Raw genomic sequence first — 13994 nt, 5'->3', positions numbered from 1 at the left:
AGTATGAAGTATGATGAGTTTAATGAATTTTGCAGCTCATTTACGGCGACATCACATGTGGTCCAATGGGGAGATGCGCATGTTTGGAAGGTTGGAGGAAAGGTTTTTGCTATCGGAGGATGGAGCAAAGAGGGCAGTGAAGCGTATATCTTCAAGACCTCGGATCTAAACTTCGATTTTCTCAGTGACCATGAGGGATATCGCCCCGCACCGTATTTCGCTAATCGTGGAATGAAATGGATTCAACAAACCGAGACGCAAGGACATCTCGATGAGGAGTTACGATACTATATCGGCGAATCATATCGTATTGTCGCATTGGGATTAAGCAAACGAAAAAGAGCAGAACTCGGGATCGATGTCGAGTAGTATTCAACCGTTCAAATAAACTGTGCAAATAGAGTGATTCACTCAAATCTATTCTTTAATTCTCCTTTCATATCCGGTGTTCCATTGTTGAAATAGTGAAAGTTATATTCAAAAAACGTAATTTTGATCACTGTATGTAGTTAAACAAAATGTGACATCATCAAAGACGAAAAAATATCGTTTATAAATCAGGTAAATATAGTGATAGTTATATTTGCCTGAATTTCTATTCGCGGAAATGCAATTAAAATACACATTTAGTGATTTTGCTTCAATCGGATTGTGTGTTTATTGTACAGTTCATGATGCTACTCACGTTAGAAAAAATAGACAATTACAGATGTAAATTTAGTGCCTACCTTATTTTTGGTTGTTTATGTTGTTTGGAATTAAATCTATAAATAAGGAATAGAAATGAAACCTAAGTTAAGCTTGGCTGCGGGGTTAATTCTTGCGGGACTAGCCTTTCCCCCTATTAGCACGGCGTCAGAGGTACCGAAAACCACATTTGTGCATCTATTTGAATGGCGCTGGAATGATATTGCGACAGAATGTGAGACATTCTTGGGCCCTAAAGGTTTTTCAGCTGTGCAAGTATCTCCACCTCAAAAGAGCGTTGATAATCAGGCATGGTGGTCTCGTTATCAGCCAGTAAGCTACTCGTTTGAAGGTAGAAGTGGCAGCCGTCAAGAATTTCAGAGTATGGTAGACCGCTGTAAATCAGTAGGGGTTGATATTTATGTAGATGCAGTAATTAACCATATGGCTGCATGGGACCGCAATTTCCCAGAGGTCCCGTTTGGTGGCAATGATTTTCACAATTGTACCGACGATATAAATTATGGTGATCGCTGGTCCATACAGAATTGCGACTTAGTAGGTTTAAATGACTTAAAAACGGAGTCTGAATATGTCCGTCAGAAAATAGCGGATTATATGAATGACGCTATAAGCATGGGCGTGACTGGATTTAGGATAGATGCAGCGAAACACATGCCAGCAGGCGATATTGCTGCCATTAAAAGTAAGCTCAATGGAAATCCTTATATATTCCAAGAAGTGATTGGAGCGGGCGGAGAACCAGTTCAGCCAGGTGAATACACCTATATTGGTGATGTGACAGAGTTCAATTTTGCAAGAACGCTCGGGCCTAAGTTTAAGCATGGCGGAATTAAAGATCTGCAAGGTATTGGTAGTTGGGGCGGTTGGCTATCGAGTGATAAGGCGGTGACCTTTGTCACTAACCACGATGAAGAGCGGCACAATCCAGGGCAGGTATTGAGTCATCAAGATTTTGGCAATTTATACATGCTAGGAAACGTGTTCACGTTAGCTTATCCGTATGGTTATCCCAAAATTATGTCTGGTTACTACTTCAATAACGATTTTGATGCTGGACCACCTTCATCAGGTGTCCACTCGGGGAATGCTTGTGGATTCGATGGCGGTAACTGGGTTTGCGAACACAAATGGCGAGGTGTTGCCAATATGGTCGCGTTCCGAAATCATACTGCTTCAGAGTGGCGTGTCACTAATTGGTGGGATGATGGCTATAACCAAGTTGCCTTTGGACGAGGTGGGTTAGGCTTCGTAGCGATCAACCGCGATGACAATAAATCCATCGACCAAGGGTTTCAAACCGGAATGCCTTCTGGTGAGTATTGTGACGTGATTGCAGGCACCTTTGATTCTGCCACCGGCACCTGTGACGGACCTACTATTTCGGTCGATTCGTCTGGTTATGCTCACTTTACGGTTGCCAAGCATGATGCAGCGGCGATTCACGTAGGAGCAAAAGTGTGTGCCGGGTGTACTGACCCGACGCCAGGGCCAACACCAACGCCTGATAGTCCAGTCAATGCGACCGCGATTTGTATCGACAATCGTGCGGGATTAAATAGTCCGAACTTGTATTACTGGAATGCGACACCAGCAGGCAGCATAGCTAACGCGACGTGGCCAGGTGTATCAATGATATCTAATGGGGATTATTTCTGTCACGATCTTGGTGTGGTGGTAGACAGTGTTAATGTGATTTTCTCTGATAGTGGCGCAAATCAAACTGAGGATTTAATCGCAAGTTCTGGTCAATGTTTCTCAAACGGCAAATGGGACTCACTAATAGCTTGTGGTTTCACAGTTAATGGTGACGGTGGTGATAACGGCGGTCCAGATCCCGTAGTCGGTAGTAAGGTCTGCTATGACAACGCAGAAAACCATTCAGAGCCAACGCTGTATTACTGGAGTGTGGTTGCAGATCAGTCCGTAGCTAATGCAACCTGGCCTGGTGTGACGTTGATAGAAGAAAACGGTCTGTACTGTCATGATTTTGGTGTCGGTGTACAAAGTCTCAACGCGATCTTTAGTAGTGCTGGCAACAATAAATCCGCAGATTTAAGCACGTCAGCTCCCGAACTTTGCTTCAAGAATGGTCAATGGCAGTCGCTGGATAACTGTCAAAGTACAGCAGTTGGCGGCGATGAAACCTGGTATTTCCGCGGCACTTCAAACGCTTGGGGCTTAGCTAAGCTGACCTACGATGCTAACTCTGGTCTCTATACAACGCAGCAAAGTTTTAATGGAGAAGAGACGCCTGCACGCTTCAAAATTGATAGTGGCAGCTGGACTGAGGCCTACCCGAGTAGTGACTACCAAGTTGGGGATTACGCGAGCTATAAGATTGACTTCAATAGCGCAACTAAGCAAATCACTATAACCAAGCAATAAGGATTACGAGCATGAGCAAGCTTATTTTGACCATGCTCGGCGTGGCGTCGGTAACGTCGCCAGTGTCCGCAGAATGGTTCTATCGTGGTACGTCCAATGATTGGGCGGCAGCACAAATGTCTTCAAAAGGGGGCAATATATATGAGATTTGCCAAGTGTTTAACAGTGGGGATCAAACAGGAGGACCAAGGTTTAAGGTCGACCGAGATGGCAATTGGACAGAGAGTTATCCTTCGAGTGACTTTACGGTTGGCAACGACCAAACATTAGTTATACAGTTTGATGCCAACAGTAAGCAAGTGTCGGCCGAAGCGGTTTCCAGTTGTGAATCAGCATCAGATTCGCGTTTTAGCCAGCTCTATTTTAGAGGTACGGTGAACAACTGGGCTTCAACGCCAATGACACGAGTATCAGAAAGCTTGTGGCGTGTTTCTGTTAACTTTGACGGGCAGTCCAACCAAAGGTTCAAATTCGATGTACTCGGAGACTGGACTCAAAACTATGGTGATAATGATAACGACGGAGTTCTAGACTTCTCAGGTGATGACATTATTACCAGCGTTATTGGTATCTATGATGTTGAGGTCGATGATCAAACACTTGCTTATACCTTGATCCAAACAGGGGACGGAAATCAAGCTCCTGTGGCTCAGATTGACTCTTCCGCTAGCTCGTCAGTCGACGTTGGTACGACGGTAACCTTCTCCGCGGCTAACTCTTATGATCCTGATGGCTCAATTGCGTCTTTCCTGTGGAATACAGGGGAAACGACAGAATTGATCGATGTGACTTTTAATCAAGCGGGACAACAAGAAGTATCCGTTACGGTGGAAGATAATCAGGGACTTTCGGCACAAGCGAGCTTGATGATATCAGTCGGAGCAACGAGTACCGACTCATGGTACTTCCGTGGAACCCCAAACAATTGGGCAGCACTTAAAATGACATCCTCTGGTGCGGATTTGTATTGCACAGAGCAAAGCTTTGGCGGAGCGGATCCTAGGTTCAAAGTTGATCACTACGGCGATTGGACCGAAAGCTATCCAGCAGAAGATTACCGTATTGCAAACGCGGGAGACTATGAGATTTGCTTTAATGCGGTCGACAAGAGTTTAGTTGTCACTCAGCAGGGTGGCGCGGATACAACCCCGCCTTCTGTGGTTGCATCTCCAAGTGCGGGCAGCTATGCCGATAGTCAGTCAATAACGCTCAGCGTCAATGACAATCAAGATAGCGCCCCTAAGCTATATTTCACGACAGATGGCTCAGAACCAACTGAGCAAAGCAGCCAATATAACAACCAAGTGTTTACAGCCAATGATATTACTTCTGGCGTTGACTTGGAGATCCGCACGTTGGCTGTTGATGCGTCGCGTAATCGGAAGCTTCAGTCTTTTCAATATCGTATCGGTGATACAAGTATTGGTGGGGGAGATTTTAGAAGCGAAACGATTTACTTCTTGATGACGGCACGATTCTACGATGGTGATAGCAGTAACAATTACTACAATCGAGACCGTTACAAAGAAGGTGATCCGCAATGGCGTGGTGACTTCAAAGGTTTGATTCAGCAATTGGATTACATTAAAGACCTTGGTTTCACTGCGATTTGGGTGACGCCACCCGTTGAGAACCGCTCTGGTCTCGACTATCACGGTTATCATGCTTATGACTTCTACACGGTTGATCCTAGGCTAGAATCGGAAGGCGGGAGTTATCAAGACTTCATTAATGCGGCCCATGCTAAAGGACTTAAGGTCATTCAAGATGTGGTAATTAACCATTCAAGCCAATACGGTTTGCGTGGTCATGTTTGGATAGATCATATGCCAATCAAGTACTACGTTCCGCAAGGTTCAACTCAAGGTCTGATTGATAATGGTCCTTATCAAGGAAACTTGGGTGACTACTCAACGGTCAATCGATGTGATGATGATAACCCAGTGGCACCACCGTGGTATCGCGAGGCATGTAATTCGGACCCCGAGGGGATACAGCCCATCGTCGACCCGAAAACGGGCGTTACGCTGCCGCTTGCTGGTTACGACCCCAATCGCTTCTTCGGCATTGATGCTCAAGGGCTAGACCCAGATTGGTATCATCTGGATGGGTTTATGTCAGGTGGTGACTGGGAAAATCCGGAAGCGCTTCAACGCAAGCATATGGCGGGCGATACAATAGATTTAGCCACTGGCAACCAAAACGTTAAAGACTACATAAATGGTGCGATACGTCAGTATCTCGATATGGGTGTTGATGCCATCCGTTTGGATACGGTTAAACATGTCGAACGCGATGAGCTTTTAGAGTATGTGAATAACTGGAAAGCCCACAAACCGGATTTGTTTGTGTTTGGTGAGAACTTGGTGAAGGGCACCGGTTGGGGCTCCGAGATTGCCAACGATAATGCGTCGGCTGTCATCCGTCCTTGGTGGTATACCCGAACAACTCAAGATCCATCGAACCCAAATGGTGGTGGCGACTCTGGTTTCTCGGTACTTGATTTCTCATTATTTTCCACGTTCCGTGACAATGTCACACGAGGTCACTTTGGTGGTGTAGGGGGCATATTCTCGATGGATTGGGTATATGGCGATGCAACTAAACTCGTCACCTTCTTCCAGAATCATGATGTGGGTCCTGACAATGATTTCAAATATCGATTCGGTGGTGAGGAATCGAACGCTGCAATGGTATACAACTTACTGTGGACCGCGCGCGGTATACCTACGTTGTACTATGGTGAAGAAATCATGTTCCAAGCGGGTCTTCCACAAGACATTGCGAGTGCAAATGACACCATTGATCAGACCGGTCGTGCTTACTATGGCGAGCACTTAGAAAACGCTGGTGCAACCCAGTCACATCCGCTCTATCAGCATATTAAACGTCTTAATATGATTCGCTCTGCCGTGCCAGCGCTACAAAAGGCTCCGATGAGTGAAGTAAACGAATGGGGTGCCGGTATGAGTTTCGTTCGTGATTTGAGCTCAGAAGGTAGCTATGCAGTCGTTGGATTAGCGGCTGGTGGTAATCAGCAGATCAACGTTAGCAACGTACAGAACGGTACCTATACCGATGCTGTATCGGGTGAAACTAAACAGGTGAGTGGTGGCAGCTTTACATTTAATGTTCCTGCACATTCTGTACGAGTCTGGGTACTAAATGGCGGCGGACAGATCGGTAGTAGCGGTAAATACCTGAAATAATTCACGTGATTAGTAATAGAAACGCCCCTCGATAGGGGCGTTTTCGTATTAAAGGTGTTCCAACTAATTTGCGGAAGCCCGCTGTAAGTGCTCGACGAGTACTTTGACAAACCTCGCGGCCTCGCCACCAGTGCAGGCTCTATGGTCAAAGGTAATTGACAGAGGTAGAGCTTTAACACCAACCGCTTGTCCGTCGCGTAATATGACTTTTTGAATGATGCGACCCGCACCCACAATAGCCACTTGAGGCGGCGTGACAACCGGTGTAGCAAAAATCCCCGCGATTGCACCGAAATTTGAAAGTGTAATGGTCGCGTGTTGCAACTGCTCTCGACCTATCCGCCGTGCACGAATACCTTCAACGGTTTGATTGAGCCATTGTCGGATCTCTTGCTGATCATATTCGTCTGCATCTCTGAGCACTGGTACGTAAAGTCCATGACTGCTGTCGACTGCGATACCAATATTCACTTTCGAATGCACACAGCGAGTCATTGTCTCTGCATCAAACCAAGCGTTTAATGCAGGCTCTTCTTGGCAAGCATGAACGACGGCTTTAATCAGTCGTCCAGATATGTCCTCTGTGTCCGCCCAGCTGTTAAGCAACGCTTCTTCGGTAATGGTCACAGAGGCTACAGAGTGGTGGGATTCCGACATAGTGCCGACCATGGTTCTTCTTGCACCCTTGAGCACTTCGGTGCCCGGCGCTTGCTTACCGATTTGCTCGTAGACATCGCTGTCTATGATGACGCCATCTTGCCCACTACCTTTAACTTGAAGTAGATCGATACCCAGTTTCTTCGCGAGAAGACGAGCAGATGGCATGGCAGTAATAGATTTTTCGTCGGAGGTGTGATGGGCTGGTCCCACCCAGAAATCGTCCACTTCGATGTGGTGGGTGTGGTTGGATACATTACCAACCACGGTCGCTGCGTCACTTGCTGTGGATTGAGATGGTGAGCCGTTGGTCTCCGTTACAGCTTCTTCTATTTCGATCAGTAGACTGCCGATACTAATGACATCACCTTCCGCACCGTAGCGCTTCACGATTTTGCCGCTGTAAGGGGCAGGGACTTCAACCACGGCTTTCGCAGTTTCTACTGTCAATATCACTTGGTCCAGCTCGACATCATCTCCAACGTTAACATGCCACTCTACAATTTCTGACTCAGCAAGACCTTCCCCTAAATCTGGCAATAAAAATGACTTCATTTCCAGCCCTCCACGAGTTCTTTAGCCGCTTGAACGATGTCTTCTTCTTGAATCAAAAAGTAATCCTCGTTTTTGTAGTACGGCATCACGGTATCAAGACCAGCCACACGCTTCGGAGGTGCTTTGAGCATGCACATAGCTTGCTCTGATGTGCGACTTATAATCTCAGCACCGACACCACAACTTCTGCTTGCTTCATGCACAACGAGCAAACGGCCCGTTTTCTCGAGCGACTTCAATATCGTCTCCATATCGATAGGTTTGATGCTGGCAAGATCAATCACTTCGACTTCGATACCTGACTGAGACAAAGTATCAGCAGCTTGAAGCGACTCGACGACGCATGCTCCCCAAGTAACTAGGGTAAGATCTCGACCTTTTCGTAGCGTATAGCAAGTATCAAGTGGTAGAGCTTCGCCGTTATCGACTACATTGGATTTAACAGTGCGATAGATGCGCTTTGGTTCAAAGAACATTACGGGATCATTACAACGAACAGCTGATAACAATAGGCCGTAAGCTCGTTGTGGCGAAGAGGGAATAACCACTCTTAAACCTGGGATGTGTGCGAACAAAGCCTCGACACTTTCAGAGTGATGTTCTGGGGCATGGATACCACCACCAAACGGAGCACGAAACACTATTGGGCAGGACAAGCGTCCTCGAGTTCGATTTCTCATCCGTGCAGCGTGGCAGATGATGTGTTCCATGGCGGGAAATACAAATCCTTGAAACTGAAATTCAGCGATTGGTCGCAACCCCTGAGTTGCCATACCAACAGCGACTCCTCCAATAAGCGCTTCTGCTAAGGGCGTGTCAATCACTCGCTTAAGACCGAAGCGCTCTTTTAGTCCGACTGTTGCTCGAAACACACCGCCATTATCACCAACATCTTCACCTAACAGGACAACACGTCTGTCCCTTGCCATTTCATGATGCAGAGCTAGGTTTACGGCGTCGACGAGGGTGGACTCCACCGATGCTATCGGGCTCGCGAGAGGTTCAATATGCAGTTGATCAGCCATGTTGTCCTCCTTGCATTCGCATCGATTTATTGATGAGTTCATCTCGTTGAGGTCTGAGTTCCTTTATCGGTTGCTCGTAAAGGTAATCAAACGCGGTTTCTGGAGCTTGTGGTGGAGTATTCAAATAGCGTGCGACAGCTTCCTCAACGAGCTTTTTACTTTCCGCAGCGAGTTCTATCTCGTTGGATTCTTCCCACCATCCTTGAGCCTCTAGAAAGGTTTTCAAACGCGCAATCGGCTCATATTCCCAGGCAGTATCCAGTTCGTCGTCACTGCGATATCGAGTGGCATCGTCGGCTGTAGTGTGGTCGCTGAGTCGATAGCTTATAGCCTCGATGAGCGTCGCTCCTTTGCCTTTGCGAGCGTTGGCAATCGACTTAGTAATGGCATCCATCATGGCAACGACGTCGTTGCCGTCGACCTTGAGACCTGGAATGCCCGCGCCCTGTGCTTTATCTGCAAGAAAATCGGCACCGCATTGAAGTGCGCGAGGCACAGAGATAGCCCACTGGTTGTTGTTAACGACAAACACAAGAGGAATGTTCCACGCGCCGGCGCAGTTTATCGATTCTAAAAAATCACCTTTGGATGTTGCGCCATCGCCACATGTCACAAGAGCTACATCGTGGTTTCCCTTTATTTTTAGCGCGGCTGCTACGCCGACGGCATGAGTGCATTGGGTGGCAATGGGCACGCAAAATGGCAAGTCAGTGCATGGATTGTCGCTGTTGGTAAACTCAAAATCGCTTCCGCGTTCGTCGCCACCCCAGTATTGAAGGTTTTTTTCCATTGGGATGCCACGCACCCACATGGCTGGCATATCACGATAGTAGGGGATAAAGACGTCTCGATGGGATAGGGCATGACCGATGGCAATCCCTATTGCTTCAGCGCCGAGGTGCGAAGGATAGGTACCGAGTTTACCTGTCCGTTGTAGTGCGACAGCTTTAGCATCGTAGGTTCGTGCGACTACCATGTCGCGGTACAGCTTGATTAGGGTCTCTTTGTCAGCCCAGTCGGGTAGTGAGTTGACTAAGTTTCCTTGGTAGTCGATAAAACGATGCATGGGTAATGCTTGTACGTTCATCTCGAACTCCTTTTCACATACTCTGGGTAAGAGTGATGTCGATAAGGTTGAAATCAGATACGTGTTTATACGCAGTGTCTCAAACACTTGGATACTATAAGTGTAAACAAATTGTTAATTTCTGCTTCAATTGATACTTTGTTTGGCAGTAAATATAACCTTACAGTGACTTATGAGGGAGAGAAAAAACTATCAATTATTGCCCTGTTAGTGATTTAGACTGCTTTTTGAAGCTCGGATTGTTTCGAGTTGAAATATGATTCTGGCGAGATATTGTTCAAAATATTATTAAAACGGGAGAGTTAAGCCCAAGATTTTGGGCTTTTTCTATTGAATTTGTTACCTTGTCACCTCTTCGCAAAGCTCTAGTGGCAAACCATCTGGATCTTGGAAGAAGGTATAGCGTTTACCTGTGTACTCGTCGACGCGAATCGGTTCAACTGAGACGCCTTGCTCCACAAGCTGTGATACTGCGCTATCAATATCATCTACGCTAAAAGCGAGATGCCTCAATCCTTGTGCCTCGGGAAAGCTGGGACGAGGCGGCGCTTCGGGAAAAGAGAACAGCTCTATTTGTGTGCCATCTGGTAGCTCCAAATCCAACTTGTAGGAATCGCGATGCTCTCGATAGTTTTCTGCTAGTACTTTCAAACCGAGTATTTGTGTATAGAAGCGCTTTGATATTTGGTAATCAGAACAGATAACGGCGATATGATGTGTTCCTATTAGCATGTCACAAGTCCTTTTTTATTTGATGAGTTTTGATGGCAGTTCGCGCGCCACGTAGTCGATGAACACTCTCAAACGTGCCGGCATATATTTGGTTTGCGCGTATTGAAGTGCAATAGCACCGTGGTAATTACTTTTGATCGTCCAATCTGGTAATACGGGAATGACACTGCCGTCATCAAGTGATTCTTTTATCACGAAGTCGTGGAAGATACCGATACCTAAGCCTTGTTTTACTCCGCTAAGTCGCATTTGTGAGTGGTTGATGGCATACCTACCGGCAACGGTCACCGTGTGGAAATCATCGTCTTTGAGAAAATCCCATATGTTGTCTCTGTCGACTTCCGCCAGATACAAGCAATCGTGATGCTCCAAATCACTAGGTGAAGTAGGGAGCCCATTGTCTCGGATATAATCTGGGCTCGCGCACAATACTAGATTTGTTGGTCCTAGCTCTTTCATGACTAGGTTTTCATCTGGTGTGTCGGTTAGCTTGAAGGCGACGTCTATCCCAAGGTTTAAGAGATCGTAATCACCATCAATGGCGCGCACTTTTAGTTGAATCTCAGGGTACAGCTGCAGAAACGGAGCAATAAAAGGCTGTAGTACTGAATTAAGGAAAGCTTCTGGCGCAGCCACTGTTATTGAGCCGCTGGGTTCGGCGTGGTCCGACTGTGACACTTCAACTGCCTGTTGAGCAGCGTTAACCATGAGTACACTTTGATCGTAAACCTTTTGACCTGCTTGAGTGATGACCAGCTTTCGAGTCGTTCGTTCGAACAACTTCACAGATAGGGCGCTTTCTAGCCGCGTGATGGTTTTAGATAGGGCTGAAGGTGTCACGCCTAACTTCTTTGCAGCAGCGGTAAAACTGCCTTCGTTAACGACCAATATATAAGACGCCAAGTCGGGTAGGAGCGCGATAAGCTTCTGGCTGAACATGATTCGTGCCTCAGATTCACTAATGGTTTTCCATGTTAAGGGATAATCGTTTGCAGCACAATGAACTAAAATGATTGCATTCGTTAGATACACCAAATCAATAGAATTTGGCTATCTCATCCCCTACATAACCTATTGAGAAATAGGATAGAAAAAGGAATCCACTATGTCTGCTTCGTTTTATAAGCAAATCCAAGATCAGATTGAAGAAGTAAAAGCGGAAGGTTTGTACAAATCTGAGCGTGTTATCACTTCTCAACAACAAGCGGCTGTTGAAATCTCAACGGGTGAAGAAGTACTTAACTTCTGTGCAAACAACTATCTTGGTCTAGCTAACCACCCAGCGCTTATTGAAGCGGGTAAAGCGGGTATGGATAAAAATGGCTTCGGTATGGCGTCTGTACGCTTTATCTGTGGTACTCAAGACATTCACAAAGAGCTTGAGCAGAAGCTTTCTACATTCCTAGGTAAAGAAGACACGATTCTTTACACGTCTTGCTTCGATGCAAACACAGGTTTGTTCGAGACTATCCTAGGCAAAGAAGATGCAATCATCTCTGATGCACTAAACCACGCATCTATTATCGATGGCGTTCGTCTATGTAAAGCGATGCGTTACCGTTACGCGAACAACGATATGGCTGAACTAGAACAGCAACTTATCGCCGCGACTGAAGCAGGTGCTCGCCACAAGCTTATCGTGACTGACGGTGTTTTCTCAATGGACGGCGTTGTAGCAAACCTACCAGCTATCTGTGACCTTGCTGACAAGTACGGCGCACTGGTTATGGTTGATGATTCTCACGCTGTTGGTTTTATGGGTAAAAACGGCGCAGGCACTCACGAGTTCCACGACGTGGTTGACCGTATCGACATCATCACTGGTACGCTAGGTAAAGCAATGGGTGGCGCGTCAGGCGGCTATACTTCTGGTAAGAAAGAAGTGATTGATTGGTTGCGTCAGCGTTCTCGTCCATACCTATTCTCTAACTCTGTGGCGCCGGCAATTGTTAACGCGTCTATCCGCGTTCTAGACCTGCTACAAGAAAGTGGCGATCTTCGTGACCGTCTATGGGAAAACGCAGCTCACTTCCGCACTCGTATGGAAGGCGCAGGCTTCACTATGGGTGGTGCAGACCACGCGATCATCCCAATCATGCTAGGTGATGCGAAAGTAGCGGCTGAGTTCGCTGAGCGTGCACTAGAGAAAGGTATCTACGTGATTGGTTTCTCTTTCCCAGTAGTACCTAAGGGTCAAGCACGTATCCGTACTCAAATGTCAGCAGCACACTCACGTGAGCAACTAGACCGCGCTATCGATGCATTCATCGAAGTGGGTAAAGACATGGGTCTTATCAAGTAATCGCTCTCTCATTGATTTTTGGCCCTGAGCTTATAGCTCGGGGCACAGTTTGGTAAATATTATGAAAATCAAAGCACTTTCAAAGCTTAAGCCAGAACAAGGCATCTGGATGACTGAAGTTGACAAGCCAGAGCTTGGTCACAACGACATCCTTATCCGCATCAAAAAGACCGCAATCTGTGGTACAGACGTTCACATCTACAACTGGGATGAGTGGTCACAAAACACGATTCCTGTGCCTATGGTTGTTGGTCACGAGTACGTGGGTGAAGTAGTTGGTATCGGTCAAGAAGTTCGCGGCTTCGAAATTGGCGATCGTGTATCTGGCGAAGGTCACATTACTTGTGGTCACTGCCGTAACTGCCGTGGTGGTCGTACTCACCTATGTCGTAACACAGTGGGTGTGGGTGTTAACCGTACTGGTGCATTCTCTGAGTACCTTGTTATCCCTGCGTTCAACGCGTTTAAGATCCCAGAAGGTATTTCTGATGACCTAGCGTCAATCTTTGACCCGTTTGGTAACGCGGTACACACTGCGCTTTCTTTCGACCTAGTAGGCGAAGACGTACTGATCACAGGTGCGGGTCCAATCGGCATCATGGCAGCAGCGGTTGCAAAACACGTTGGTGCTCGTCATGTGGTGATCACTGACGTAAACGAATACCGTCTAGACCTTGCTAAGAAGATGGGCGTAACGCGTGCTGTAAACGTAGCAAAAGAAAACCTAAAAGACGTAATGGCTGAACTAGGCATGACGGAAGGTTTCGATGTCGGTCTAGAAATGTCTGGCGTACAAGCTGCATTCAGCTCAATGCTAGAAACTATGAACCACGGTGGTCGTATTGCACTTCTAGGTATTCCACCATCAGACATGGGCATCGACTGGAACCAAGTTATCTTCAAAGGTCTTGTGATCAAAGGTATCTATGGTCGTGAAATGTTCGAAACTTGGTACAAGATGGCAAGTTTGATTCAATCTGGCCTAGATCTAACACCAATCATCACTCACCACTACAAGGTTGATGACTTCCAAGAAGGCTTTGACGTTATGCGTAGCGGGGCTTCGGGCAAAGTTATCCTAGACTGGGAGTAGAGTGTTATTGAGTATAGTGTCGTCATATCATTGGCGACACTATACGATTGATTAAGACAGGATAGTGGAGAATTTAGCCCAGTTTAGCCTTGGATTTTGCCCCAATTTTGCCCCAAAGCGCCTCCTTGGTTAGTTCCAAGTCATATTGGGGCTAGAGGCGATATTTAGTGTTATATTTTAGTGGGTTATACCCAACAACGCTTTCTTTGGAGATAAAACAGCAGGTATGAGCCCCGCT

At 46.6% G+C, this 13994-nt stretch carries 10 protein-coding genes; 5 read left to right on the top strand and 5 right to left on the bottom strand.

The window, feature by feature from the left end; translation table 11 throughout:
• Nucleotides 1–3: 3 nt before the first annotated feature.
• From AC6I8Y_RS18725 to AC6I8Y_RS18715, 3 genes are all read left to right on the top strand, one after another.
• Nucleotides 4–369, top strand: a complete 366-nt coding sequence (locus tag AC6I8Y_RS18725; protein ID WP_394151125.1) for an MmcQ/YjbR family DNA-binding protein — start codon at nucleotides 4–6, stop codon at nucleotides 367–369.
• A 414-nt stretch (nucleotides 370–783) separates the two neighbouring features.
• Complete coding sequence (locus tag AC6I8Y_RS18720) at nucleotides 784–3096, top strand: starch-binding protein (RefSeq protein ID WP_498022626.1); 2313 nt, start codon at nucleotides 784–786, stop codon at nucleotides 3094–3096.
• A 116-nt stretch (nucleotides 3097–3212) separates the two neighbouring features.
• Nucleotides 3213–6305, top strand: coding sequence for an alpha-amylase family glycosyl hydrolase (locus AC6I8Y_RS18715; RefSeq protein WP_498023058.1), 3093 nt, complete (start codon nucleotides 3213–3215; stop codon nucleotides 6303–6305).
• 63 nt (nucleotides 6306–6368) lie between these two features.
• Here AC6I8Y_RS18715 and AC6I8Y_RS18710 read toward each other — a convergent pair whose 3' ends face one another.
• The 5 genes from AC6I8Y_RS18710 to AC6I8Y_RS18690 form a co-directional block, all read right to left on the bottom strand.
• Nucleotides 6369–7517: a dihydrolipoamide acetyltransferase family protein gene (locus tag AC6I8Y_RS18710; RefSeq protein WP_498022625.1), complete on the bottom strand. Its 1149-nt coding sequence runs from the start codon at nucleotides 7515–7517 to the stop codon at nucleotides 6369–6371.
• Nucleotides 7514–8542 carry an alpha-ketoacid dehydrogenase subunit beta gene (locus AC6I8Y_RS18705; RefSeq protein WP_498022624.1) on the bottom strand — a complete coding sequence of 343 codons (1029 nt, stop codon included), beginning with the start codon at nucleotides 8540–8542 and terminating at the stop codon, nucleotides 7514–7516. The genes AC6I8Y_RS18710 and AC6I8Y_RS18705 overlap by 4 nt, the downstream gene beginning before the upstream one ends.
• Nucleotides 8535–9629, bottom strand: a complete 1095-nt coding sequence (gene pdhA / locus AC6I8Y_RS18700; protein WP_498022623.1) for a pyruvate dehydrogenase (acetyl-transferring) E1 component subunit alpha — start codon at nucleotides 9627–9629, stop codon at nucleotides 8535–8537. The genes AC6I8Y_RS18705 and pdhA overlap by 8 nt, the downstream gene beginning before the upstream one ends.
• A 339-nt stretch (nucleotides 9630–9968) precedes the next feature.
• Nucleotides 9969–10361, bottom strand: a complete 393-nt coding sequence (gene gloA2 / locus AC6I8Y_RS18695; protein WP_498022622.1) for an SMU1112c/YaeR family gloxylase I-like metalloprotein — start codon at nucleotides 10359–10361, stop codon at nucleotides 9969–9971.
• A gap of 15 nt (nucleotides 10362–10376) precedes the next feature.
• Nucleotides 10377–11300: a LysR family transcriptional regulator gene (locus AC6I8Y_RS18690; RefSeq protein WP_498022621.1), complete on the bottom strand. Its 924-nt coding sequence runs from the start codon at nucleotides 11298–11300 to the stop codon at nucleotides 10377–10379.
• 166 nt (nucleotides 11301–11466) lie between these two features.
• Between AC6I8Y_RS18690 and AC6I8Y_RS18685 the strand changes: the two genes are divergently transcribed.
• Both AC6I8Y_RS18685 and tdh read left to right on the top strand, forming a co-directional pair.
• Nucleotides 11467–12663: a glycine C-acetyltransferase gene (locus AC6I8Y_RS18685; protein ID WP_234496672.1), complete on the top strand. Its 1197-nt coding sequence runs from the start codon at nucleotides 11467–11469 to the stop codon at nucleotides 12661–12663.
• 61 nt (nucleotides 12664–12724) lie between these two features.
• Nucleotides 12725–13756 carry an L-threonine 3-dehydrogenase gene (tdh, locus tag AC6I8Y_RS18680; protein ID WP_498022620.1) on the top strand — a complete coding sequence of 344 codons (1032 nt, stop codon included), beginning with the start codon at nucleotides 12725–12727 and terminating at the stop codon, nucleotides 13754–13756.
• The last annotated feature ends 238 nt before the right edge of the window (nucleotides 13757–13994 follow it).

The sequence above is a fragment of the Vibrio sp. KUL78 genome (genome assembly GCF_059725505.1).
Note: the sequence above shows the minus strand (reverse complement) of the source record. Positions and strands in the feature narration are given on the sequence as shown.